This is a genomic window from Cupriavidus sp. Met-2, assembly GCF_049843575.1.
GTDB classification, from domain to species: Bacteria; Pseudomonadota; Gammaproteobacteria; order Burkholderiales; family Burkholderiaceae; genus Cupriavidus; species Cupriavidus metallidurans.
In genome coordinates this window covers 179068-201884 of the sequence record NZ_JBBHZL010000004.1, presented here as the reverse complement: position 1 = coordinate 201884, position 22817 = coordinate 179068, and the positions used below count along the sequence as shown (strand labels likewise).

Below are 22817 nucleotides of genomic sequence, written 5' to 3'. Positions count from 1 at the left end.
GATACCGCGGTCATCATGCGTGCAGCGGGACGTCGTGTCCCGCTGCACGCTATTGGCAATCGCCGGCATCGGGCTGGACGTAGCGCGCGGGGCCGGATCACAGACTGGCCGCTACCAGACGTTCGATCATGCCAACAGCCGCAGCCAATCCATCCTCCTGCGCCATGCGTTTGCCAAGTGCCCGGGCGCGATCACGCACCTCTGGCCGTTGTGCGAATGCAATCGCCTGCGCCAGCATGGAAGCCCGCAGCCGTTTGCCTGGAACCGGATCGCCGGCCACGCCGGCGTCCCGTAGCCGCTGTGCCCAGAAGAACTGATCGCCCGCGAACGGCACCGCCACCGACGGTATGCCGGCCCGCGCCGCCGAATGCGAGGTACCCGATCCGGCGTGATGAATCGCCATCGACGTCCGGGGGAAGAGCCAATGATGCGGGGTCTCGCCCACGACGAAGAAGTTCTTTGGCAATGACGCCCCATCAATGCCGCTCCAGCCCGGATAGAACAGCGCGCGCCGGCCAGCGATGGCAGTGATCAGCGCATCGGTCGTTGCCGCATGATCGAACCCGGCCATGCTGCCGAAGCCGATGTAGATGGGCGCTTCGCCCGCCGCGAGGAATGCCTCGAGTGCTGGAGGTGGCATCCAGTGGGTCGCTGCGGCGCTCCATTGCCCGCAGACGGATGCGTTCGCAGCCCAGTCCCGTGGGCGTGGCAGCAGGCTTGGCGACACGCCGTAGAGCATTGGATGATCGCTCCAGACATGCTTGCGTGCGGGCAGGCCGCAGACATCGGCCCGCGCGGCGTTGGTGGATTTCTTGAATGCCTGCCAGAGCAGTTCGTTCACCAGGCGGTGGCTGGCGCAATTGAGCCATCGCGGCACCTTGCCCGGTGGCAGGAAGGGCGAAGCGAAGTCCGCGGTCGGCGTGATGGGGATCAGTCCGGTACCGATGGCTGGGATGCCGCGATACTCGGCCACGGAAAGGCCGACAAAGGCGGTCAGCCCGGAGATGATCAACGCATCGCAACCCTCCGATGCCTCGGCGACCTCGCGCATCCAGGCCGGCGTGCTGGCATTGGCGATGGCCGCCAGCGCACGACTCGTGTCCTGGAATCCGCCCTTGCGATAGACCGCGTTTGACAGTGCCTGCCCCGGCGCCAGCGCCTTGCGGATATCGCCCGAGAGTGCGGAGGCCGGGACGTCGAGTGCGTCGGCCGAATGCAGCGTCGAGGCATCAGCCAGCAGATGCACCTCATGACCCGCGTCGATCAACGCCCGGGCAAGCGCCGCGAGCGGGCGCGTGTCGCCTTCGGTTCCATAGGTCACCACAGCCAGCTTCATCGTTCACCTTTGCGTCGTACGGCCCTGTGAGAGGTGATTATGGCATTCATGGTTGCGAGGACCTTGTCTGCACGAACGGACATGCAGTCGTTCGTCACGCTGCGCGAAATGCGCCGTAACACAGCTTACAGACCGGGCGTCGTCTGCCTGCGGAGTTGCCGCATTAATGCAGGCAAGGGCGACGTCCCCATCAGAAACGACGGCCCGAACACCCTGACAACGTATGTGGAGGAATCAATCATGAAGCGCAATTCCGTTCTTCTTGCTGGCCTGATCGCAGCCACCCTCTCGGGTATCGCCAGCGCGCAAACCGGCGCGGTGACCTACGACACCCAGCGTGACGTCAACCAGCAGCAGCGCATCGAGAATGGCCTGAAGTCGGGCACGCTGACCACGCGAGAGGCGTCGAGCCTGGAGAAGCAGGAGTCGAAGGTCGATCGCATGGAAGCCAATTCGCTGCAGAACGGCAGGCTTTCGCCGCAGGAGCAGGCACGCATCCAGAACGCGCAGAACCGCGTGAGCCAGGATATTTCGCGTGACACGCACAACGGCAAGGTCGGCAACCCCGACAGCGTGTCGTCACAGCGGATGCAGGCCGACGTCCAGCGCAATATCAACCAGGAGACGCGTGTCCGCAATGGTGTGGAGAATGGCTCGCTGACCAACCGGGAGACGGCGCAACTCGAGCGTGGCCAGGCGCATGTCGATCACGCGGAAGCGCGCGCAGGGCGTAACGGCCATGTCGGGGCAGGGGAACAACGCTCGATCAATCGTGCCGAGAACCATGCCAGCGGCCAGATCTACCACGACAAGCACAACGGGCATCGTCGTGGCTGAGCGCCGTAGGGCGGATGCGTAAGCGCGGGTGGCGCGATGCTAATTCGCGACCGCCACGCGCACCTGCTTCAGTGCGCGGAACGGTTCGAGCTGGTCGGCGGTGGCGTCGCCATCCGTCACCAGCGTCCATCCGCGTTCCAGTGGGGTCCAGTGCTGCTGGCGGGCGCGGCCCAGCTTGGTCGAGTCGGCCAGCACGAAGATCTCGGCGGCCTGCCGGATGATGCATTCCTTCAGATAAGCCTGTTCGGCGCTGGCCTCGCACAGGCCCACGCCAGCCACGACACCGTCGGCGCCCAGGAATGCCTTGTCGACGCTGATGCGCGACAGCGCCAACTGTGCCAGCGGGCCGAACGTGCCCATGCTCGACGGCCGCACATCGCCGCCGATCAGCGTGACGCGGACTTCGGGCAGGCCGACCAGGGCGGTGACCACGAGCAGGTTCGTCGTGTAGACATGCAGGTCTGAACGCGCGGCGAGCATCCAGGCCAGCGCGGCCGCCGTGGTGCCGCTATCGAGCAGCACGGCATCACCGTCGTCGACAAAGGTCGCCGCCATGCGCGCGATCGACTCTTTCTGGTCGCGTTGCAGTGCCTTGCGTTCCTCGAGCGAAGCCTCGGGTTCGTGTCCGCCGATCTGCATCAGCGGTGCGGCACCGCCGTAGGTGCGTACGATGCGCCCTTCGCGTGCCAGCGCGGTGAGGTCGCGGCGCACCGTTGCTTCGGATACGCCGAGGTTGCTGGTCAACCGTTCAACGTTGGCATCCTCGCCGGACAGTACGAGTTCGAGGATGGCGCGGCGGCGGTCGGCGGCTTTCATGGATGGGAAAAGAGAAAAGGGGATCGAAAACGATCCCCGATCTTACCGCAGCGGTGGCTGGCTCAAGCTGTGTGGCAGGGCGGCAGGGCCGCCGTCCTGCTCACGCGCGGCGGGTAGCCAGTTCCGCGCCCTGGCGCAATGCTTCCAGCAGGCTGCGTTCGTCGGCGATGCCCTTGCCGGCGATGTCGAACGCGGTGCCGTGGTCCACCGACGTGCGGATGACTGGCAGGCCCACGGTGATGTTCACGCCGGCTTCCAGGCCAAGCACCTTGACCGGGCCATGGCCCTGATCGTGATACATGGCCACCACGAGGTCGAAATCGCCACGGCCGGCGCGGTAGAACAGTGTATCGGCCGGCAGCGGGCCTTCCACGTCCCAGCCGCGCGCGCGCAGCGCTTCCACGGCCGGAATGATCTTCTGCTCTTCCTCGCCGTGACCGAACAGGCCGTTCTCGCCAGCGTGCGGGTTGATGCCGCAGACGCCGATGCGCGGGGCAGCGATGCCCGCGCGCTGCAGCGTCACCTGGCCGCGCTCGATCGTGCGCTGTACCAGACCGGGTTCGATCTTGCGGATGGCATCCAGCAGGCCGATGTGCGTGGTGACGTGAATCACGCGCAGCTTCGGCGCGACGAGCATCATCGAGACTTCGGGCGTGCCGGTCAGGTGCGCCAGCATCTCGGTGTGGCCCGGAAACTTGTGGCCGCCCGCGTGCAGGGCTTCCTTGTTCAGCGGCGCGGTGCAGATCGCATCGATCTTTTCTTCCTGCGCCAGTCTGACCGCGCGCTCGATGTAGCGGAACGCCGCGTCGCCCGCCACGGCAGACAGTTTGCCGAACGGCAGGTCTTCGGGGATCAGGCCCAGGTCGATGCAATCGATCGTGCCCGGCTCGAAGCGTGCTTCCTCGGGCGACTGGATCGCACGGATCTTGAGTGCCGAGTTGACGAGCCTGCCTGCCTGCTCGAGACGGCGCGCATCGCCGATAACCAGCGGGCGGCATTGGGCGTAGACGGTTTCGTGGGCCAGGCTCTTGACGATGACTTCGGGCCCGATGCCCGTGGCATCACCCATCGTGATGCCGATGACAGGAATGTAGTCGCTCATGTTTGTCTTTATCCCGTTTCGTGGGGCGGTTCAGTTCTGGCGCATGGCTTGCCACGCCAGCCACAACGCAGCTTCGGTGCCGAATGCACCGGCCTTGGTGGCCACGCGGCGCGCCGGCGCGCCAGGGAGGGATTCAATGGTGTCGGACAGCGGCACGCCGGGTTCGACCTCGTGCCGCAATGCCAGCGCGGCAATACCGGCCGCGCCGAGCATGGCGCGCGCGGTTTCGCCGCCGGTGGCGATCAATCCGCCAACATGTTCGAAGGAGGGCAAAACCAGTTGCGCGAGCGCGGTCGACAGCCGCGGCCCTTCGGCCGGGTCGAATGCATCGTCGCGGCCGATACTGAGCAGCAGGTCGCGGCCGGCGCTCAGGCAGTTCGTGATCGATTGCCGTGTGGTGGTCCATGCAGGATGGCCCGCGCCATCGCGTAGCGTCTGCGGCGCCACGACCAGGGCTTCCATTCGCGCCCGCTCGCACAGGTAGGCGGCTTGCTTGCCGGAAATGCCCGACATGCTGCCGACCATCGTCAGCACCGGTCCCTGGTGATACGTGACCGGAGATGTCGTCTCCGCGCGCGTGACCTGCGCCACGGTGGACAGCGCGCGCGCCAGTCCGCCGGAGCCGACCCAGTACGCCGGCGTGTCGAGCTGATTCGAGGCGTCGGCCAGGGTCACGAGATCCTGTTCGGTTTCGGCGTCGCAGACAACGGCCGCGATGCCGTCCGCCTGTCGCGCACGCAACTCGGCGAGCACGGCCGGTGCGCCTGCCCGAACGACGTCGAGCGGCAGTAGCGCCGTGGCCAGTCCGCGCGCGGCGAGCAGCGCCACCATGTCAGCGTGACCGTTCAGGCCTTCCAGGCGCCAGATGTCGGTGTCTTCCAATGGCTGGCCGTTGACGAACATACGGCCGCCGCGTGTGGTGCGCCCTGTCGCGGGGAACGCTGGTGCGATGATCGCCAGCCCCGCCAGCGGTTGCAATGCCACCGTTTCGGTGGCCCAGTTACCGCGCAGGGTCGAGTCGATTTTCTTGTACAGCCGCCGGTGCCGGCCGTCGCCGCGATGCCAAGCGTCGATGTTGCTCGTGGTGGCATCTTCGGGCGTCATGCGGCGGCTATCGACATCAGCCGCCACGATCTCGGCATCGGCGATGCCGACGGAACTAGCCACGTCGAGTGTGACCACCGCGCGCGCGCCGTGTGCGGCAAAGCCGATTGCGCAGTCAGCGGCGCCGGACAGGTCGTCGGCGATGATCAGCCAGGTCATGCGGTGGTCCTGGCCACGGCCGCGCTGGTGCGATTGGCTACCCGGCGTGCCACGAATGCGGTGACCAGCGGCGTCAGCACGGCGGTCACGACCACACATGCGGCCACCAGGATCGTGGCGCTCTTGGCTGCTTCGGTATAGGCGGGGTTGGCTGCCGCCACCAGCGTGGGTACCGCCGCGGCATTGCCCGCGGTGCTTGCCGCCGCAACACCCGCCACACCCGTGCCGCCGCTCAGGCGGTCCGCGATATACAGCGCGAAGCCGGTGACCACCACCACTGCCACACCCAGGCCGAGGCCGAGCATGCCGGCCTGCCAGACTTTGTGCAGATCGAGGCCCGCGCCCAGCGCCAGCGCGAAGAACGGAATCATCACGGGAACGGCCTTGCTGAGGAAGTCGCGCATCTCGCGATCGAGGTTACCGAGCAGCATGCCCAGCATCAGCGGCAGGATACTGCCAACCAGTGTCGGCCAGGGGAATGCCGAAAGACCAGCCACGCCCAGCGTCACCATGGTCAGGAACGGCCCCGATTCCAGCGACATGATCGAGTAGGCGCCGACGTCCTCGGGCCGGCCGTACTGACCCATCAGCGCCATGTACAGGCCGCCGTTGGTGTCGTTCATCGCGGCCACGACGGCCAGCGTGGAGAGGCCGGCGAACATGCCCGCGCTGATCGGCGACTCGCCGAGGAAGTGGCCGAGGATCACGCCCAGCAGCATCGCCGTGCCTACCTTGGTGGCGAATAGCACGCCGCCTTTCTTGACGATGTATGGGGTGGCCTTGATGTTGATGCTGGCGCCCATGCAGACATAGAACACCGCCAGGATCGGCAGGGCGCCGGTGAACAGCGCGTTAGTGAATGACCCGAAGAACTTCGGGCCGTCGGGCGCGAAGGTGGCAACCAGTGAACCGATCAGCAACGGCACGATCATCATGCCGCCCGGCACGCGCTCGATGGCGCGCTTGATATGAATCTGCATGTTCGTCTCCAGCCGCGCCTGGGGTGCGCGGCAGCCTGTGTGTTTTGATCAATGAATTGATTGAATCGATCAATTCTGGTGCGGAGTGTAGGCGAAATGCGATTTTTTGACTAGTTCAATCATTGAAGTGATCGAAATGATCATTAGGTTACTTGAGCGACGCGGTCATGGGCTGTCACGTGCGGCACGCTGCATGTGCGTCCGGGCTGCGCTATCGTATGCGTCCCGGCGCGGAAATCGCCGCGTCACCCAGCCACCGGAGCCAAGGAAATGAGACTGATCGGGATGCTCGATTCCCCCTACGTACGCCGCGTCGCCATCGCGCTGCGCCTGCTCGACCTGCCGTTCACGCATGAATCGGTTTCGGTATTCCGTACCTTCGACCAGTTCCGCGCGATCAATCCGGTGGTCAAGGCGCCGTCGCTGGTTTGCGATAACGGTGTTGTGCTGATGGATTCGACGCTGATCATCGACTACGCGGAAACGCTGGCTGGCCGCAGCCTGATGCCCGCGGGTCTGGCGGATCGCCAGCACGCGCTGCGCACGATTGGCCTGGCGTTGGCGGCCTGCGAAAAGGTTGTGCAGAACGTCTACGAGCACAACCTTCGGCCCGAGGCCAAGCAGCATGAGCCCTGGCTGGAACGGATCGACGGCCAGCGCGCGGCCGCGTTTGAACTGCTGGAGCAGGAGATCGCCAAGATGCCGGTGCCGGCCGACGCCCGCGCGCTCGATCAGGCAGGGCTGACTGCTGCCGTGGTCTGGACGTTCACGCAGGCCATGTTGCCGGGAAAGGTCGACCCAGCGCGGCATCCGGTGCTGGCGGCGTTCACGTCGGCGGTCGAACGGTTCGCTCCGTTCCAGGATCTGCCGCACGCGTGACTTTTCGCGGAAGTTAGGTGCGTTACCCCACGCTTTTCCCCACATTCGGGTGATGCCGAGCCGCAGGTCTTCCACCAAGATAGCCCTTGGGGCGACTGGATCCTTGCCCCGCTACCACTTCAGCCCCGCGACCTCCCCGGCCAGCGGGGCTTTTTCCTTTCGGGGCGTTTGCGCGTGGGCAGTGTGCCGTCAGCGTGCTTTCAGGATGGACTCGATCTGCGCCGCCGTGCGTCGCAGAGGCGGCAGGTAGTGTTTCTCGAGATAAGCCTGATCGCGGCTGCCCAGCACCATGCTCAAGCCGAGGCCAGCCGCGGTCTTGCCGGTCTGGTCATGCAGCGGCACCGAGATGCCGGCGAAGCCATCCGCCAATTCACTGATCAACGTGCAGAAGCCGTCGGCGCGCACCGCTTCGAGCTTGCGCGCCAGCGCGGGGCGCGAACTGATCGTGAATGGCGTCAGTTGCCTGAGTTCAGCTTGCGCGAGATAGGCGTCGAGCGCTTCGGCGTCGAGCCCCGCCAGCAGCACGCGGCCGAGCGAGTGTGCATATGCCGGCATCCGGCGCCCGATCGCCATGTCCACGCGCAGTAGCTGGCTGGGTTCCTCGCGCGCGACCAGCACCACGGATTCCTGGTCGAGCATCCCGACCGAGCAGCTTTCGCCGACTTCGGCGCAGAGTGCCTGCAAGTAGGGCCGGGCCAGTTGCGGCAGGTTCATCGACGCAAAGTACGCGTAGCCCAGATCCATCACTTTTGGTGTCAGGGCGAACTGCCGGCCTTCCTGGGCCAGGTAGCCGTTGTGCGCCAGCGTCAGCAGCAGCCGGCGCGCGGCCGCGCGGGTGACGTCGAGTTCGTCCGCCACCTCCTGCATCGTCAGACGCTCCACGCCGCTGGCGTACAGCCGCAGCAGCGCAAGCCCCTTGGTCAGCGAGTCGAGCAGTTCTTCCTTCTTCGGGATCTCCGGAGCGTGGTCGTCAGGCATTGGCGTGGAGGTCAGTGAAAGGTATCCGAGGGTCAAACCGGGCTTGCGTCCGGGCTGCCGATCCGTATGATATGCGTTTTCCGAACAAATGTTCGCAAAACGTGGTTCGGCGAAAACCACGATGGCAGGACAATCCGGAAACGCCAGAAAAAACCAGAAGAACCAGGAGACAGCGATGAAGGTGATCACCACCGCGCAGGCGGCCGCGCTCGTGCAGAGCGGCTGGACCGTGGCTAGCGCCGGGTTTGTCGGGGCGGGGCACGCCGAAGGGGTGACCGAGGCGCTCGAGCAGCGCTTCTTGCGCGAGGCCCTGCCACGAGACCTGACGCTGGTGTATTCGGCCGGGCAGGGCGACCGGGGCGCCCGTGGTGTGAACCATTTCGGTAACGTCGGCATGACCCGCGCGGTCGTCGGCGGTCACTGGCGCTCCGCCACGCGGCTGGCCACGCTGGCGATGACCGAGCAGTGCGAAGGCTTCAACCTGCCACAGGGCGTGCTCACGCACCTCTATCGGGCCATCGCAGGCGGCAAGCCCGGCGTACTGACCAAGATCGGTCTGCATACGTTCGTCGATCCTCGTGTCGAGAAGGACGCGCGTTACCACGGTGGCGCGGTCAACCAGCGTGCCCGCGATGCCATTGCCGCCGGTACGGCGAACTGGGTAGAGGCGGTCGACTTCCGTGGCGACGAATATCTGTTCTATCCGAGCTTCCGCATCGATTGCGCGCTGATCCGCTGCACGGCGTCCGACACGCGCGGCAATCTCAGCACGCATCGCGAGGCCTTCCACCACGAACTGCTGGCGATGGCGCAAGCCGCGCACAACTCGGGCGGCATCGTGATCGCCCAGGTGGAGTCGGTGGTCGACTACCACGAGACCCTGCAGGCCATCCACGTGCCGGGCATTCTGGTGGACTACGTGGTGGTCAGTGAACAGCCAGGGCATCACCTGATGACGTTTGCCGAGGCCTACAACGAAGCCTATGTCAGGCCGTGGCGCGGTGAAGCCGCCGAGGCCGCGGAGCGGGCGAAGGAAGCCGAGGTGTTGCCAGATGCGTCGGCGCAACTCGATGCGCGCACGATTGTGCAGCGGCGCGCCGTCATGGAGCTTGCGGCACGCAAACCGCGCGTGGTGAACCTGGGTGTCGGGATGCCCGCCGCGGTTGGCGCGCTGGCGCATCAGGCCGGCCTGGGCGGTTTCACGCTGACCGTGGAAGCCGGTCCGATCGGCGGCACGCCGGCGGATGGACTGAGCTTCGGCGCGTCGGCCTATCCCGAAGCGGTGGTCGACCAGCCCGCGCAGTTCGACTTCTACGAAGGCGGCGGCATCGACCTTGCGATCCTCGGTCTGGCCGAACTCGACGGGCACGGCAACGTCAACGTGAGCAAGTTCGGGGAAGGCGAGGGCGCGTTGATCGCTGGCGTTGGCGGCTTTATCAACATCACCCAGAGCGCACGCGCCGTGGTGTTCATGGGCACGCTGACAGCCGGCGGCCTCGAGGTACGGGTCGAGCAGGACCAGTTGCGGATCGCGCGCGAGGGTCGTGTGAAGAAGATCGTGCCCGAGGTATCGCACCTGAGCTTCAACGGCCCGTATGTGGCGTCGCTCGGTGTGCCTGTGCTCTACATCACCGAACGTGCCGTGTTCGAAATGCGCGCTGACGCGCAGGGCGATGCTCGCCTGACGCTGGTCGAGATCGCCCCCGGCGTGGACCTGCAACGCGACGTGCTCGATCAATGCGCCACGCCGGTCGCCGTGGCCGATGACCTGCGCCTGATGGACGCGCGGTTGTTCCGGCCCGGCGTCATGAAGCTCTGAAACGGATTCTCAAAAACGAAAAAGCAGGCCGGCGTGTCCTGTTCGCCGGCAGCAATTGGAGGAAGCAACGTGCAATACCGTAGTCACCGTCATCAACGTACCCATCGCCGCCTGGCGCTGTCCACGCTCGCCGTGGCGGCACTGCTGCCGTTCGTTCCTGCCACGGCGCAGGCCCAGGCAAACTACCCGGACAAGCCGATCCGGCTGGTTGTGCCGTTCCCGGCCGGTGGTCCCACCGATACCGCTGCGCGCATCATCGGCCAGAAGATGAGCGAGACGCTCAAGCAGCCGATCGTCATCGACAATCGTCCGGGCGCATCAGGCACCATCGGCACCGAGACCGTGGCCAAGGCCACGCCTGATGGCTACACGATCGTGATGCTGGCCACGCCGACGCTGCTGGCGCCGTATCTGCTGCCGCGCAAGGGCTACGACATCTTCAAGGACTTCGCGCCTATCGGTAACGCATATGAGCTGCCGATCGTGATGGTGGTCAATCCGCACGCGCTGCCCGATGTGACCAACCTGCAGCAGTACATCGCAAAGGCCAAGGCCAACCCCGGCCAGATGAACTACACCAGCGCGGGCAATGGCAGCTTCGGCCATCTGTCGACGGAGCTTCTGAAGAACCTCGGTCACTTCGACGTGCAGCACGTGCCGTACAAGGGCAGCGCGCCGGCCATGTCCGATGTGCTGGCGGGACAGGTGCCGATGATGTTCTCGGACATGATTGCCGCGCTGCCGCACATCAAGGCAGGCAAGCTGCGTGCGATCGCGGTGGGGTCAAGCAAGCGCGTGAGCTTCGCGCCCGAGGTGAAAACCGTGGCGGAGCAGGGCTTCCCGGGATTCGACGCCGCGTCGTGGGGTGGCTTGCTGGCGCCGGCCGGCACGTCCAAGGAGATCGTGGCGAAGCTGTCGGCCGCGCTCAAGGGGGCGCTGGCCGATCCGACCGTCGAGCAGAAGATGCTGGGCGCCGGCACCGTGGCCTCGTACCTGCCTTCCGACCAGTTCGCCACGCGTATGCGCAATGACTACGCGAAGTGGGGCAAGGTCATTCAGGACAACGGTATCAAGAGCGATTGATAGCGGCGATTGATACCGGTGATTGACACCGCCGTCCGGCGTTTCGATCGGCGGCCTCGCGAGGACGCTCAGGCTTGCGCCTGCAGCGTCTGCGAATACTGCGACACGCCATTCAGGTCACGCAGATCGACGGTCAGCGCGCGCGAGGCGGGGTCGATGTTGACCTCGCCGAAGAACTGATAGCCGGCAAACGGCGACATGTTCTGCGCGGTGGGTGCCTTCTGGAATGCGACGTGCGGACCGAACGTGTTGTCGAGCGGATTCGGGCCGAAGCTGCCTGCATTGAGCGGGCCAGCCACGAATTCCCAGAACGGGTCGAAATCCTTGTACACCGCGCGTTCCGGCGAGTAGTGGTGGGCGGCGCAGTAGTGCACGTCCGCCGTCACCCACACCACGTTCTTGATGCCAGCCTGTCGGATGCGCGTGAGCAGTCGGGCGGTTTCCAGTTCGCGTCCCAGCGCCGGACCGTCGCCGTTGGCGATGGCTTCCCAGCGCGGACGCCCCTGTGCGTCCTTGCCATCGGGCACGCCAAGGCCGATCGGCATATCAGCGGCGATGACCTTCCAGGTGGCCTGCGATGCCATCAGTTCCGCCACCAGCCATTCGAGTTGCGCATTGCCGAGGAATGCCGTGGCCGCGCTTTCGGTCGTCTCGCGGTTATATCCATTTGGACCGCGGAAACTGCGCATGTCGAGCACGAACACGTCGAGCAGTGGTCCGTAGCCGATCTTGCGATGCACGCGCTCGGCCAGCCCCTGGCGGTGCCAGCGCATCGGCGCGTTTTCCAGGAAGGCGCGGCTGCCGCGCGCCACCAGCACGCGCACGTCTTTTTCCGTGTAGCGCGCGTCGCCGGAGAGATCCTTCGAGTCTGACCAGTTGTTGGTGATCTCGTGGTCGTCCCACTGCCAGATTTGCGGGACCTGGCTCGCAAAGCGGCGCACGTTGGTGTCCATCATGTTGTAGCGATGACGGCCGCGGAACTCCTTCAGCGTCTCGGCGACCTTGCTGACTTCCTCCGTCACCAGGTTGCGCCAGATGCGGCCATCCTCGGCTTTCTGCTCGGCCGTGATCGGGCTGTCCGCGTAGATCGTGTCGCCGCTGTGGATGAAGAAGTCCGGGTTGCGCTGACGCATCGCTTCATAGATGCGCATCCCGCCGAGGTCGGGGTTGATGCCCCAGCCCTGGCCGACCGTATCGCCCGACCAGACGAAGCGGATCGGGCGATCGGCCTGCTGGGACGGGGTGCGGAACGAACCCTCCGTCCAGGCGCCCATGCCACGGCGTTGCTCGGGGTTCTCGAATGCGACGCGCACGTGGTATTGCTGACCCGGCAGCAGGCCGGTCAGCACGGTGCGGGCGGTGAAGTCGGCTTCACTGGTCGCCAGCGGGCCCGAAATGCGCATCGGATTGCGGAAACCCGGCTCGGCGGCGTATTCGACCACCATGCGCGACTGACGCTCGGCGCGTGCCCAGACCACCAGCCCGTCATCCGACGGATCGCCAAGCTGGATGCCGTCGGGCGTGTTCGGGCGTCCGCTCGACACTACGGCCGGGGCCGCGAGCACCGCCGGTCCCACCAGCGCCAGACTGGCGCCCAGGCCCAGAAAGCGCCGGGAAGTGCGCAGGAACCTGCGTCGGGTCAGATCGCTGGGCTCGGCGAGCGGGGTGGTGGTCATGGTGGAGTCCGTGGTGGAACGCTTTGTCTGGGTTGTATGGTCGGCGCTTGAGCCGGGGCAACATCGTCGCGCGTGGATGTGACATGTTGTTGACATCGCAGGCGCCGATACTGGCTAGCGTCCGGGATGACCGCGCCCGGGCAGTAATGGTAGAATCCAAGTCTTTGATTTTCCGGGCAATTCACCCTTTGCCCGGTCTCAGTTCCAGACGCGTGTCCGATTGCGACGGCTTCGCGCCCTGCACAGACACCTCAACCATGACGATGACAACCACACAAGACCAGGCCCCAGCAGCAGAGCAGACGTTCGAAAGCTTCGGGCTGGATCCGCGCATTCTGCGCGCCTTGACCGAACAGGGTTACACCAAGCCGACGCCGATTCAGGCGCAGGCGATTCCCGTGGTGTTGCTGGGCAAGGATGTGATGGGCGCCGCGCAGACCGGCACCGGCAAGACCGCCGGTTTCGCGCTGCCGATCATTCAGCGTCTGCTGCCGCTCGCCAACGCGAGTGCCTCTCCCGCGCGTCACCCGGTGCGCGCGCTGATGCTGACGCCGACGCGCGAACTGGCCGATCAGGTCTACGACAACGTCGCCCGGTATGCCAAGCACACTGATCTGCGCAGCACGGTGGTCTTCGGTGGCGTCGACATGAACCCGCAGACCGATGCGCTGCGCCGTGGCGTGGAAATCCTCGTGGCCACGCCGGGCCGTCTGCTCGATCACGTGCAGCAGAAGTCGGTGAACCTGTCGCAGGTGCAGATGCTGGTGCTCGACGAAGCCGACCGCATGCTCGACATGGGCTTCCTGCCCGACCTGCAGCGCATCATTAACCTGCTGCCGGCGCAGCGCCAGACGCTGCTGTTCTCGGCCACGTTCTCGCCCGAAATCAAGAAGCTGGCCTCCAGCTACCTGAAGCAACCGGTGACGATCGAAGTGGCGCGCAGCAACTCGACCAACGAGAACGTGCGTCAGGTGGTGTATCAGGTGCAGGATGGCCACAAGCAGGCCGCCGTGGTGCATCTTCTCAAGCAGCGCGCCAACGAACAGCAGTCGCGCCAGTGCATCGTTTTCGTCAACAGCAAGATTGGTTGCTCGCGTCTGGCGCGTCATCTGGAGCGCGAGGGCATCAACGCCGCCGCGATTCACGGCGACAAGACGCAGACCGAGCGTATGCAGACGCTCGACGGTTTCAAGAATGGCACGATCGACGCGCTGGTTGCCACCGATGTGGCGGCCCGTGGTCTGGACATTCCCGCCATGCCCTGCGTGATCAACTTCGACCTGCCGTTCAGTGCGGAAGATTACGTGCACCGCATCGGCCGCACAGGCCGGGCTGGCGCCAGCGGCGACGCGCTTTCGATCTTCGTGCCGGGCAATGACGACCGTCTGCTGGCCGACATCGAGAAGCTGATCAAGCGCAGCATTCCGCGCGGCTCGCTGGACGGCTTCGATCCGACCGGCGAGCGTGCGCGTCAGGAAGACAGCGATCGTCGCCGCGCGCGTACGGAAGTTCGCCGCGTTCGCGACAATGGCGAGGGCGAGGAGCAGCAGCGCCGCCGCCGTACCGAGCCGAATGGTCGCCAGGCGTTCCGTCCGTCGGACGATCCGTTCTTCTCGCGTCCGTACGAGCCGTCGGGCAGCTACACGCCGGCACCGAAGACCGAGGAACAACTGGCCGCCGCGCTGACGCGTGGACGTCAGGCGCCCAAGCGCCCCGTGGCCGCGCTGCTCGGCGGCGTGCCGCGCAAGTCCTGAACGGCGCGTAGCCGTTCCAGCCACTGACCGGTAGCGGTCGCCAGCCAGGCGGCCACGGTCGTCTCCTGGTTCACGATGCCAAGATGCGTTCCCGCAGTGCGGAGCGCATCGAGCGGCGCCGAAGCATCGAGCGCTTGCGCGCCGCTCTGCTTGCTCAATTTCTCTCCGACTGCGTTGACCACCACCGGCACGTGCAGATAGTCCGGCGTCGGCAAGCCCAGCAAATGCTGGAGGTGGATCTGTCGCGGTGTCGAATCCAGCAGGTCCGCTCCACGCACGATATGCGTGATGCCCTGCGCGGCGTCATCGACCACAACCGCAAGCTGATAGGCCCATAGCCCATCGGCCCGTCTCAGTACGAAATCCCCGAGTTCCGTTTCCAGGTTCTGGCATTGGCGGCCTTGCCAGCGGTCGTCAAAGCAGATCGTTGCCGCCGGGCCATCTGGCACGCGCACGCGCCAGGCACGTGGCAGCTTGCCATGCAGGCCATTGCGGCAAGTGCCCGGGTAGCCGAGTGTCTGATGCCGTTCACGCACGTGCACGAGCGAATCGGCGATTTCCTTGCGCGTGCAGCCGCACGGATAGAGATAGCCGGCGGCGTCGAGCTGGCGCAGCGCCTCCGCGTAGAGGCCTTCGCGACGGCTTTGCCAGACCGGCGGTTCATCGGGGTGCAGGCCAAGTGCGTCGAGTGTGCGCAGGATGTCATTGTCGGCGTCCCTGACGCAGCGCGGGTAGTCGATGTCCTCGATCCGCACCAGCCAGTCGCCGCCATGGGCGCGCGCGTCCAGCCAGCTTGCTAGCGCGGTAACCAGGGAGCCCAGATGAAGCGGACCGGTGGGGGAGGGCGCGAAGCGGCCCCGGTAGCGTTGTGACATGGAACTGCGGGATTCAGTCGCTCTGTGGCAGTCGGTCTGTTTCAGTCGGTCTGATCTAGCGGAGAGTGCGGCGGTTGAAGCAATAGCGCCTGTGCCAGCCGAGGGTCCTCGAGCTTGTTCGTCCACCACTGCAGCGCCTTGCCGCGTGTGTTCGTCCGCCAGGCTACCTTGAAGTTTCCGGGGGCGCGTACCTCCACGGTCTCCCGGGCCTGCAGCACGCCGCTCTCGATATGCGGTTGGGCGAGCGGCGCGGGCAGCCAGCCGCAGCCCAGACCGCGGATCTGCGCTTCGAGCTTGTCGCGCATGGTGGGCACCACCAGCACATCCTGGCCGGCCAGCACACCGTGGGTGCGCGCGGGCAGGTTGCGCGACGTATCGCCCACGGCCACGATGCGGTGCTTGGCAATCTCGATCGTCGTGAGTGGCCCTTCGACGGCGGCCAGCGGATGGTGCGCGGCCACCGCGAACACAAATGGCATGGCACCAAGGGCACGCACCTGGAAGCCCTGCGTGCTTGGCGCCTCGTAGGCACCGCCGATGATAAGGTCCGCGCGATTGCTGACCAGCGCATCCCAGGCGCCGCCCAGCACCTCTTTGGAAAAGCGCAGCCGCGTGGCAGTGTTCTCGGCGTAGAAATCCTGGATCACGGGCAGCAGGGCGCGGAAATTGACGAGGTCGTCGACGGTGATGTTCAGGCTGGCTTCCCAGCCGGTGGCCAGCCGCTTGATGCGTCGCTCCAGGTCGTCGGCCGCGCGCAGCAGGTGGCGGCCCTCGTCAAGCAGCGCCCGGCCAGCTGGTGTCAGCTCGGCGCGATGGCGGCGCCGGTCGAACAGCAGCACGTCGAGATCTTCCTCGAGCTTGCGGACGACATAGGTCAGGGCGGAGGGCACCTTGCCCATCTCGTGGGCGGCGGCGGCAAAGCTGCCCTTGCGCTCGATGGCGTCAAGGACTTCGAGGGATTCCAAGGATAGGGGCATATTCAGATTTTCTGAACGACTGCTTCTAATGCTGTGCCCGCCAATATACTCCCGCTGCCCTAAACTGCCTAGCATCGAAACGCCACGACCCATATGGATCTAGCCACCTGGGTCGATAGCCAGGCCACAAGGAGGGCCATCAAAATGATTGAAATCCGTAAATCTGAAGAACGTGGGTATGCGGACCATGGCTGGCTCAAGTCGTACCACAGCTTCTCATTTGCTGATTACTACGACCCACGCCATGTCCAGTTCGGGTCGCTGCGCGTGATCAACGAGGACCGCGTGGCGCCGGGCATGGGCTTCGGCACCCATGGGCACCGGGACATGGAGATCATCAGCTATGTGCTTGAAGGCGAGCTGGCCCACAAGGACAGCATGGGCAACGGCAGCGTGATCCGTCCGGGCGATGTGCAGCGCATGAGCGCCGGCACGGGCGTGCGTCATTCGGAATACAACCACGCGGCGCACGATACGACGCATTTCCTGCAGATCTGGATCATGCCGAACGAGACCGGCATCGAACCCGGCTACGAGGAGAAGCGCTTCGAAGCCGCCGACAAGCGCGGTCGCCTGCGCCTGGTGGGTAGCCCGGACGGCGCCGAAGGTTCGGTGGTGATCCATCAGGATGTGCGCCTGTACGCTGGCCTGTTCGATGGCGATGAAGCTGCCACGCTGTCGTTGGCGCCGGGCCGTCGCGCCTATGTCCACGTGGCACGTGGGCGTATCAGCGTGAACGGCCAGGTGCTCGAGGCTGGCGACGCTGCGAAGCTGGAAGACGTGGAAACCGTGAACCTGTCGCAAGGCAGCGGGGCCGAGGTGCTGGTCTTCGATCTGTCCTGACCGGCTCATCCGTTTCCTACCTCGTGGCATTGACGCCCGCTTCGGCGGGCGTTTTGTATTTTTACCGCTTTTAGCTTTTTGCTTACCAGTGCTTACACGAGTATTGCAAAGCCACCGGGGCGCTATGCTATCGTCTGGCTATACGGCCAAGGGACCGCCGCGGCACTTCGCCGCACACCGATTAATCGTCACCCGATGACTTTCGTTTCCATTCTTCTGGCGCTGATTGCCGAACAGTTCCGCGCCTTGGGTCGGAACAATCCGATTTTCGATATCGTGCGCGTGCTGGGCGACCGGGCCGAGCACGCATTCGATACCGGACGCCCGCGCGACGCCGCGCTGGCCTGGCTGACCGTGGTGTTGCCGCTGACGCTGGCGGTAGTGATCGTCCACTATCTGCTGTCTTCGATCAGCATCGCGCTGACGCTGGTCTGGAATGTGCTGCTGCTGTACCTGACCCTCGGATTCCGGCAGTTCAGCCACTACTTCACCGACATCCACGAGGCGCTCAACCGCGACGACCTACATACCGCGAGGACGATCCTGCACGAGTGGACCGGGCTCGATACCGTCGAAATGCCGGTCAGCGAGATCGTGCGCCATACGCTTGAAGCGGCGATCGTCGCCGTGCATCGCCATGTCTTCGGCGTGTTCTTCTGGTTCCTGGTGCCGATCGGCCCGGGTGGCGTGATCCTCTATCGCACCGCCGAGTATCTGAGCCGGCAGTGGAACAGCCCGTCCAACGAACGCAGTCCGGCCTTGGGTTGTTTCGCCGCGCAGGCGTTCTACGTGCTCGATTGGGTCCCGTCGCGCCTGACCTCGATCGGGTTTGCGATCGTCGGCAACTTCGAGGATGCGGTCTACGCGTGGCGCAACCACGCGCGCAAATGGAACGACGCGGTCAACGGCATCCTGCTTGCCAGTGGTGGTGGGGCCCTCGGCGTCCGGCTCGGCGCGCCGCTGGCCGAGGACGATTCGAGTGTGATACTGCGCATGAGCGTGGCGGGCGTCGACTATGCTCCCGGCATGGACGATGGTTCGGACCCCGTGCCGCCCGAATTCGGCAGCGATCCAGGTGTTCGCACGCTGCAATCGGCAGTTGGTCTGGTCTGGCGTGCCGTGGTCCTCTGGATGATTCTGCTGGCGATGATCTCGCTGGCGTTGTGGGTGGGTTGAGCCCGCAACGACTCTCGCGACTATCGCAATGCTCGCAAAGAAAAAAGCGCCACATCGTTGGCGCTTTTTTCTTTCTCCCGGCGGCCGATGGCTGGTCTATCCGGCGGCCTGCTCCTGTGGCTGCCCACAGCGCCAGCACGCCGCGAACTGTGCCTCGTGCCATTCTCCGCAGTGCCGGCATTGCCAGTGCGGACCCGGCCTCGGGTTCGCGGCGGCATTCAGCACCGCCCAGGCATCGGCTTCGGTAGCGTCATCGAGAATCCAAACCTGGGGCGCGCTTTCCTGCAGCGGGATATCACCCGCCGCGCCTGCCAGCCATGTGTTGCGGACCTCGGCCTGGATGCCAGCCGCGCGCAGCACGTTTTCGCAGTGCGCGGCGTGGACCAGCGATGGCGTCCTCAGCAGCAGTTTCATGATGGCGCGAAGCGAACGGGCAGGTGCGCTTACCTTACCACGGCTTCTGCTGGCGTGACTCGTGCAGCAACTGCGTGTAGAGCTGATGCCGGCGCGTGGAAATCGTGCCGTCGTCGATGGCCTGCAGCACCCCGCAGCCCGGCTCGTTGATGTGATGGCAGTTGTAGAACCGGCATTCGGTCAGCCTTGGCCGGAACTCCGGAAAGGCCCGTTCCAGCATTCCTTCGCTCAGGTGGTGCAGACCGAACTCCTGGAAGCCTGGCGAGTCGATCAGATAGCCCGGACGGCCGTCGATCACTGCCCATTCCTCGGGCAGGTGGTACAGGCGCGTGAACGTGGTGGTGTGCTTGCCCGAGTCGAGCTTCGCGGAGATCTCGCGAGTCTGCGCTTCCACACCCGGAATCAGCAGGTTCAGCAGCGACGACTTGCCCATGCCGGACTGGCCGATCATGATGCTGGAGACGCCCGCCGTGCGCGGCTTGAGCGCGGCGAGCGCCTCATCCGGGCGCCCGTGCACGGATAGCTCCAGCGTCTCGTAGCCCAGGTCCTCGTAGAGCTTCAGCCGCCGCCGCGCGTCATCGAGCCGCGCGGTCAGGTCGGTCTTGTTCAGGATCACCAGCGGCCGGATTTCCAGCGCTTCGGCCGATACCAGGGCGCGGCCCAGCAGGTCTTCGGAGAAGCTGGGCTCCGTAGCCAGGACGATGATGACCTGGTCGATATTGGCAGCCAGCAGCTTCGACTTGAACTGGTCGGAGCGGTGCAGCAGGTTCTTGCGCGGATCGATCGCAGTGATTACACCCTGATCGACCGAGGCCAGTTCCACGCGTACATGGTCACCCACGGCGGCGTCGCTCTTCTTGCCGCGCGGAAACGCGTGCAGGTGCGTGCCGTCCGCGCGTTCCACGACATAGTGCCGGCCGTGTGCCGCGACAATCAGTGCCGATTCGCTCGAGTCGTTCTTGCCGATGCCTTTCCCGGCGTTGTGATGGCGCGCGCTGCGGGTCATGCGTGCGCCAGCAGGCGGTCGATCCGCTGGGCTGCGGGCGGATGCGAGTAGTAGAACGCGCTGTAGAGCGGGTCGGGGGTCAGCGTCGAGGCGTTGTCCTTGTACAGCTTGACCAGCGCCGAGACCAGATGGCCAGCATTGGTCTGGTGCGCGGCGAATTCGTCGGCCTCGAACTCATGCTTGCGCGACGATACGCTGGCCAGGGGGCCCAGGAAGAACGTGAACACTGGCAGCGTCAGGAAGAACAGCACCAGCGCCAGCGCGTGGTTGCTGCTGCCGAAGTTCGGCAGCACGCCCAGCCCGGTGAAGAACCACTCGCGCGTGGCCAGCCAGCCGAGCAGGGCCAGGAACACCAGCGACAGCGCGAAAGTCACGATCATCATCTTGGCCACGTGCCGACGCTTGAAGTGGCCCAGTTCGTGCGCCAGCACCGCTTCCACTTCCTCGCCATCCAGCCGCGACAGCAGGGTGTCGAAGAACACGATGCGCTTCGATGCGCCAAAGCCTGTGAAATAAGCGTTGCCATGGGCGCTGCGCCGGCTGCCATCCATCACGAACAGGCCCTTGCTGGCAAAGCCGCACTTGCGTAGCAGCGCCTCGATGCGCTCGCGCAGGGTTTCGTCGTTGAGCGGTTCGAACTTGTTGAACAGCGGGGCGATGAAGGTAGGGAAGATCACCTGCAGCAGCAGGCTGAACGCTATCCACAGCAGCCAGGTCCAGACCCACCAGTACGTGCCGGCCTGGTCCATCAGCCACAGCACGGCCAGCAGCAGCGGCAGGCCCAGCACGCAGGCCACCACGGCCATCTTGAGCAGGTCCGCCAGCCAAAGTCCGAACGTCATCTTGTTGAAGCCGAAGCGCTCTTCGATCACGAACTGGCCGTAGAGCGAGAAGGGCAGGTCAATCAGCCCGCCAATCAGCACCACGCTGGCGATCAGCGCGACGCCATAGAAGTAGCCACCGCCGCCGAATACGTGCAGCCAGAGCTGGTTCAGCGCGTGCAGGCCGCCCAGGAGCGTGAAGCCGATCAGGACGGCCGCGCCGGCCAGCACCTCGAGCATCGACAGCCGCGTGCGTGCGATGGTGTAGTCCGCCGCCTTCTGGTGGGCGGACAATGTGATGGTGTCGGCAAAGCGCTCTGGCACGGCGCCGCGATGACGGCCCACATGGCGAATCTGGCGGCTGGCCAGCCAGAGTTTGGTCAGCACCATGACAACCAGTGCGGCAAGAAAGATCAGCGTGAACATCTGTGGGCCTTGTTGACGATGGCGCGGCGGAAGGCATGCATACCTGGCCATCGGGGCGGATATGCGAGAATTATAAATTGTTCGCCCGCCGTACCCTTGGGTAACTCGTCGGGCGCTCTTATCCGACCTCCATATCGAGCCGTACCGCCAGAATGACAAGCCCTTCCGCATCCTCCGTCAAAAGTGAAAACAACCTCGTCTGGTTGGACATGGAAATGACCGGCCTGCAGCCGGACACCGACCGGATTATCGAAGTGGCGGTAGTGGTCACTGACTCCGAACTCAATATCCTGGCCGAAGGGCCGGTGCTGGTGATCCATCAGCCGGATGCCGTGCTGGACGCGATGGACAACTGGAACAAGGGTACCCACGGCCGCTCGGGCCTGATCGACAAGGTCAAGGCGTCCACGCTGACCGAAGCCCAGGCCGAGGCCGAATTGCTGGCGTTCCTGAAGCGCTGGGTGCCGGCCAACAAGTCGCCGATGTGCGGTAATTCGATCTGCCAGGACCGCCGCTTCATGGCGCGCTACATGCCCAAGCTCGAGTCGTTCTTCCACTACCGCAACCTGGACGTCTCGACGCTCAAGGAACTCTGCAAGCGCTGGGAGCCGGCGATCCACAAGGGTTTCACCAAGCGCCAGCTTCACACGGCCCTGGCGGACATCCTGGAATCGGTGGAAGAACTGCGCTACTACCGCCAGCATTTCATCAAGACGTCGGCTTCCGCCACGCCCGAGGCGCCCGAGGCACCCCAGGCACCAGCAGCCTGACCGTTCAAGAGCAGTACCTCCACGCGGCGGGCCGGTGCGCGGCCTCCACCGCGCCACCCTGTCGCCCCCGCCCATGTTCACGCGCATCGTCTCGATCATCACCCCGGTCATCCTGATCATCCTGATTGGCTGGCTCTACGGACGCCGTGCCCATCCGGACATGACCGGCATCAATCGGGCGACGCTGGAAGTGATTGCGCCGTTACTTGTGGTGTCGGCGTTCATCAGCAAGGACTTCGTGCTGGCGGACCAGCTTGTCCTGCTGGCCTGTGCGGTGGCCGTGGTGATCGGCTCGGGGGTGCTGGCCTGGCTCGTGGCCCGGATGATCGGGGCCAATCCCCGCACGTTCGTGCCGCCGATGATGTTCAACAACTGCGGCAACATGGGCCTGCCGCTGTCGGTGTTCGCATTCGGTCCGGCAGGCCTGGCGCCGGCCGTGGCGCTGTTCGCGGCATCGAACCTGATGCATTTCACGGTCGGCATGAAGATCGTCAACCGGCACGCATCGATGGCGCAGATCGCGCGCAACCCGATGGTGCTGGCCACGGTGGCCGGCGTGGCGTTGTCGCTGGCGAAGCCCTATTTCACCTTGCCCGAGCCGGTCTATGAGTCCATCAAGCTGCTGGGCGATGCCACCGTGCCGCTGATGCTGTTCGCGCTCGGCGTGCGCATGAAGGACGTCAGTCTGCGCAACTGGGGGATGGGGGTGCTGGGCGCAGCGGTTTGCCCGCTGGCGGGGATCGTCGTGGCGCTGGGACTGGCCTGGTGGGTGCCGATGACCGACCTGCAACGCGGGCTGCTGTTCGTCTTCGCGGCGCTGCCGCCGGCAGTGCTGAACTTCCTGGTGGCCGACCACTTCCGGCAGGAGCCGGATCAGGTGGCGTCGATCGTGCTGCTCGGCAATATCGCGGCGGTGGTATTCGTGCCGATCGGGCTGTACCTGGGTTTGAAGTGAACCTTTCAGTCTTCTCCCCGCTCCCGCCGGG

General features: G+C 65.2%; 21 protein-coding genes. 9 read left to right on the top strand and 12 right to left on the bottom strand.

The genetic code is table 11. The features are described from left to right. Positions 1–97: 97 nt before the first annotated feature. The gene (locus WD006_RS11445; protein ID WP_029307333.1) at positions 98–1336 is read right to left on the bottom strand and encodes a glycosyltransferase; all 1239 of its coding nucleotides are present in this window, start codon (positions 1334–1336) and stop codon (positions 98–100) included. A gap of 240 nt (positions 1337–1576) precedes the next feature. Between WD006_RS11445 and WD006_RS11440 the strand changes: the two genes are divergently transcribed. Then, positions 1577–2173, top strand: a complete 597-nt coding sequence (locus WD006_RS11440; protein ID WP_035820460.1) for a hypothetical protein — start codon at positions 1577–1579, stop codon at positions 2171–2173. Between the two features lie 39 nt (positions 2174–2212). Here WD006_RS11440 and WD006_RS11435 read toward each other — a convergent pair whose 3' ends face one another. The 4 genes from WD006_RS11435 to WD006_RS11420 all read right to left on the bottom strand — a co-directional run bounded on the left by WD006_RS11435 (position 2213) and on the right by WD006_RS11420 (position 6334). Then, positions 2213–2989 carry a DeoR/GlpR family DNA-binding transcription regulator gene (locus WD006_RS11435; RefSeq protein ID WP_029307334.1) on the bottom strand — a complete coding sequence of 259 codons (777 nt, stop codon included), beginning with the start codon at positions 2987–2989 and terminating at the stop codon, positions 2213–2215. A gap of 100 nt (positions 2990–3089) precedes the next feature. Next, entirely contained in the window at positions 3090–4091 is a 1002-nt protein-coding gene (pdxA, locus tag WD006_RS11430; RefSeq protein ID WP_011517169.1) for a 4-hydroxythreonine-4-phosphate dehydrogenase PdxA, read from the bottom strand. A gap of 30 nt (positions 4092–4121) precedes the next feature. Next, a complete protein-coding gene (locus WD006_RS11425) occupies positions 4122–5354 on the bottom strand; it encodes a four-carbon acid sugar kinase family protein (RefSeq protein WP_029307335.1) in 1233 nt (410 codons plus the stop codon). Then, entirely contained in the window at positions 5351–6334 is a 984-nt protein-coding gene (locus WD006_RS11420; protein ID WP_008649893.1) for a 2-keto-3-deoxygluconate permease, read from the bottom strand. Before WD006_RS11420 ends, WD006_RS11425 begins: the two co-directional genes overlap by 4 nt. A 270-nt stretch (positions 6335–6604) precedes the next feature. Between WD006_RS11420 and WD006_RS11415 the strand changes: the two genes are divergently transcribed. Next, positions 6605–7213, top strand: a complete 609-nt coding sequence (locus WD006_RS11415; RefSeq protein WP_029307336.1) for a glutathione S-transferase — start codon at positions 6605–6607, stop codon at positions 7211–7213. A 189-nt stretch (positions 7214–7402) separates the two neighbouring features. Here WD006_RS11415 and WD006_RS11410 read toward each other — a convergent pair whose 3' ends face one another. Further along, on the bottom strand, positions 7403–8191 hold the full coding sequence (locus WD006_RS11410; RefSeq protein ID WP_029307337.1) for an IclR family transcriptional regulator domain-containing protein: 789 nt from the start codon (positions 8189–8191) through the stop codon (positions 7403–7405). Between the two features lie 175 nt (positions 8192–8366). On the opposite strand from WD006_RS11410, the gene WD006_RS11405 reads away from it, so the two are divergent. Together WD006_RS11405 and WD006_RS11400 are read left to right on the top strand one after the other, a co-directional pair. Then, the gene (locus WD006_RS11405) at positions 8367–10010 is read left to right on the top strand and encodes an acyl CoA:acetate/3-ketoacid CoA transferase (RefSeq protein WP_011517165.1); all 1644 of its coding nucleotides are present in this window, start codon (positions 8367–8369) and stop codon (positions 10008–10010) included. A gap of 69 nt (positions 10011–10079) precedes the next feature. Further along, positions 10080–11093: a Bug family tripartite tricarboxylate transporter substrate binding protein gene (locus tag WD006_RS11400; protein ID WP_011517164.1), complete on the top strand. Its 1014-nt coding sequence runs from the start codon at positions 10080–10082 to the stop codon at positions 11091–11093. A 68-nt stretch (positions 11094–11161) separates the two neighbouring features. Here WD006_RS11400 and WD006_RS11395 read toward each other — a convergent pair whose 3' ends face one another. Beyond that, positions 11162–12769 (bottom strand): alkaline phosphatase D family protein, encoded by a 1608-nt coding sequence (locus WD006_RS11395; protein ID WP_029307338.1) that lies wholly within the window; start codon positions 12767–12769, stop codon positions 11162–11164. Between the two features lie 257 nt (positions 12770–13026). On the opposite strand from WD006_RS11395, the gene WD006_RS11390 reads away from it, so the two are divergent. Then, positions 13027–14523 carry a DEAD/DEAH box helicase gene (locus tag WD006_RS11390; protein WP_029307339.1) on the top strand — a complete coding sequence of 499 codons (1497 nt, stop codon included), beginning with the start codon at positions 13027–13029 and terminating at the stop codon, positions 14521–14523. On the opposite strand, the gene gluQRS is transcribed toward WD006_RS11390, so the two are convergent. Both gluQRS and WD006_RS11380 read right to left on the bottom strand, forming a co-directional pair. Beyond that, positions 14466–15398: a tRNA glutamyl-Q(34) synthetase GluQRS gene (gene gluQRS / locus WD006_RS11385; RefSeq protein WP_017513154.1), complete on the bottom strand. Its 933-nt coding sequence runs from the start codon at positions 15396–15398 to the stop codon at positions 14466–14468. The genes WD006_RS11390 and gluQRS overlap by 58 nt on opposite strands. 41 nt (positions 15399–15439) lie before the next feature. Continuing rightward, positions 15440–16375, bottom strand: a complete 936-nt coding sequence (locus tag WD006_RS11380; protein ID WP_017513153.1) for a LysR family transcriptional regulator — start codon at positions 16373–16375, stop codon at positions 15440–15442. A gap of 144 nt (positions 16376–16519) precedes the next feature. Here WD006_RS11380 and WD006_RS11375 point away from each other — a divergent pair, with 144 nt between their 5' ends. Then, positions 16520–17218 (top strand): pirin family protein, encoded by a 699-nt coding sequence (locus WD006_RS11375; RefSeq protein ID WP_029307340.1) that lies wholly within the window; start codon positions 16520–16522, stop codon positions 17216–17218. A 195-nt stretch (positions 17219–17413) separates the two neighbouring features. Beyond that, positions 17414–18394, top strand: coding sequence for a CobD/CbiB family protein (locus tag WD006_RS11370; RefSeq protein ID WP_011517158.1), 981 nt, complete (start codon positions 17414–17416; stop codon positions 18392–18394). A 96-nt stretch (positions 18395–18490) separates the two neighbouring features. Here WD006_RS11370 and WD006_RS11365 read toward each other — a convergent pair whose 3' ends face one another. Genes WD006_RS11365 through WD006_RS11355 form a run of 3 tightly spaced genes read right to left on the bottom strand, consistent with a single transcriptional unit; the run spans position 18491 to position 21061 of the window. Then, entirely contained in the window at positions 18491–18808 is a 318-nt protein-coding gene (locus tag WD006_RS11365; protein ID WP_017513151.1) for a putative signal transducing protein, read from the bottom strand. 34 nt (positions 18809–18842) lie between these two features. Beyond that, entirely contained in the window at positions 18843–19814 is a 972-nt protein-coding gene (rsgA, locus tag WD006_RS11360; RefSeq protein WP_029307341.1) for a ribosome small subunit-dependent GTPase A, read from the bottom strand. Continuing rightward, a complete protein-coding gene (locus WD006_RS11355; protein WP_029307342.1) occupies positions 19811–21061 on the bottom strand; it encodes a M48 family metallopeptidase in 1251 nt (416 codons plus the stop codon). The genes rsgA and WD006_RS11355 overlap by 4 nt, the downstream gene beginning before the upstream one ends. Before the next feature lie 152 nt (positions 21062–21213). Here WD006_RS11355 and orn point away from each other — a divergent pair, with 152 nt between their 5' ends. Then, positions 21214–21831 (top strand): oligoribonuclease, encoded by a 618-nt coding sequence (orn, locus tag WD006_RS11350; protein ID WP_024569938.1) that lies wholly within the window; start codon positions 21214–21216, stop codon positions 21829–21831. 73 nt (positions 21832–21904) lie between these two features. Further along, the gene (locus tag WD006_RS11345) at positions 21905–22786 is read left to right on the top strand and encodes an AEC family transporter (RefSeq protein WP_008649930.1); all 882 of its coding nucleotides are present in this window, start codon (positions 21905–21907) and stop codon (positions 22784–22786) included. The last annotated feature ends 31 nt before the right edge of the window (positions 22787–22817 follow it).

What these genes read in the sequence shown, in the direction of transcription:
- WD006_RS11395 (WP_029307338.1), bottom strand. Translation starts at nt 12,769, where the DNA reads ATGACCACCACCCCGCTCGCCGAGCCCAGCGATCTGACCCGACGCAGG.
- WD006_RS11370 (WP_011517158.1), top strand. Translation starts at nt 17,414, where the DNA reads ATGACTTTCGTTTCCATTCTTCTGGCGCTGATTGCCGAACAGTTCCGC.
- rsgA (WP_029307341.1), bottom strand. Translation starts at nt 19,814, where the DNA reads ATGACCCGCAGCGCGCGCCATCACAACGCCGGGAAAGGCATCGGCAAG.
- WD006_RS11425 (WP_029307335.1), bottom strand. Translation starts at nt 5,354, where the DNA reads ATGACCTGGCTGATCATCGCCGACGACCTGTCCGGCGCCGCTGACTGC.
- WD006_RS11440 (WP_035820460.1), top strand. Translation starts at nt 1,577, where the DNA reads ATGAAGCGCAATTCCGTTCTTCTTGCTGGCCTGATCGCAGCCACCCTC.
- WD006_RS11345 (WP_008649930.1), top strand. Translation starts at nt 21,905, where the DNA reads ATGTTCACGCGCATCGTCTCGATCATCACCCCGGTCATCCTGATCATC.
- WD006_RS11365 (WP_017513151.1), bottom strand. Translation starts at nt 18,808, where the DNA reads ATGAAACTGCTGCTGAGGACGCCATCGCTGGTCCACGCCGCGCACTGC.
- WD006_RS11410 (WP_029307337.1), bottom strand. Translation starts at nt 8,191, where the DNA reads ATGCCTGACGACCACGCTCCGGAGATCCCGAAGAAGGAAGAACTGCTC.
- WD006_RS11415 (WP_029307336.1), top strand. Translation starts at nt 6,605, where the DNA reads ATGAGACTGATCGGGATGCTCGATTCCCCCTACGTACGCCGCGTCGCC.
- WD006_RS11435 (WP_029307334.1), bottom strand. Translation starts at nt 2,989, where the DNA reads ATGAAAGCCGCCGACCGCCGCCGCGCCATCCTCGAACTCGTACTGTCC.
- WD006_RS11375 (WP_029307340.1), top strand. Translation starts at nt 16,520, where the DNA reads ATGATTGAAATCCGTAAATCTGAAGAACGTGGGTATGCGGACCATGGC.
- WD006_RS11355 (WP_029307342.1), bottom strand. Translation starts at nt 21,061, where the DNA reads ATGTTCACGCTGATCTTTCTTGCCGCACTGGTTGTCATGGTGCTGACC.
- WD006_RS11420 (WP_008649893.1), bottom strand. Translation starts at nt 6,334, where the DNA reads ATGCAGATTCATATCAAGCGCGCCATCGAGCGCGTGCCGGGCGGCATG.
- gluQRS (WP_017513154.1), bottom strand. Translation starts at nt 15,398, where the DNA reads ATGTCACAACGCTACCGGGGCCGCTTCGCGCCCTCCCCCACCGGTCCG.
- WD006_RS11380 (WP_017513153.1), bottom strand. Translation starts at nt 16,375, where the DNA reads ATGCCCCTATCCTTGGAATCCCTCGAAGTCCTTGACGCCATCGAGCGC.
- WD006_RS11405 (WP_011517165.1), top strand. Translation starts at nt 8,367, where the DNA reads ATGAAGGTGATCACCACCGCGCAGGCGGCCGCGCTCGTGCAGAGCGGC.
- pdxA (WP_011517169.1), bottom strand. Translation starts at nt 4,091, where the DNA reads ATGAGCGACTACATTCCTGTCATCGGCATCACGATGGGTGATGCCACG.
- WD006_RS11445 (WP_029307333.1), bottom strand. Translation starts at nt 1,336, where the DNA reads ATGAAGCTGGCTGTGGTGACCTATGGAACCGAAGGCGACACGCGCCCG.
- WD006_RS11390 (WP_029307339.1), top strand. Translation starts at nt 13,027, where the DNA reads ATGACGATGACAACCACACAAGACCAGGCCCCAGCAGCAGAGCAGACG.
- orn (WP_024569938.1), top strand. Translation starts at nt 21,214, where the DNA reads ATGACAAGCCCTTCCGCATCCTCCGTCAAAAGTGAAAACAACCTCGTC.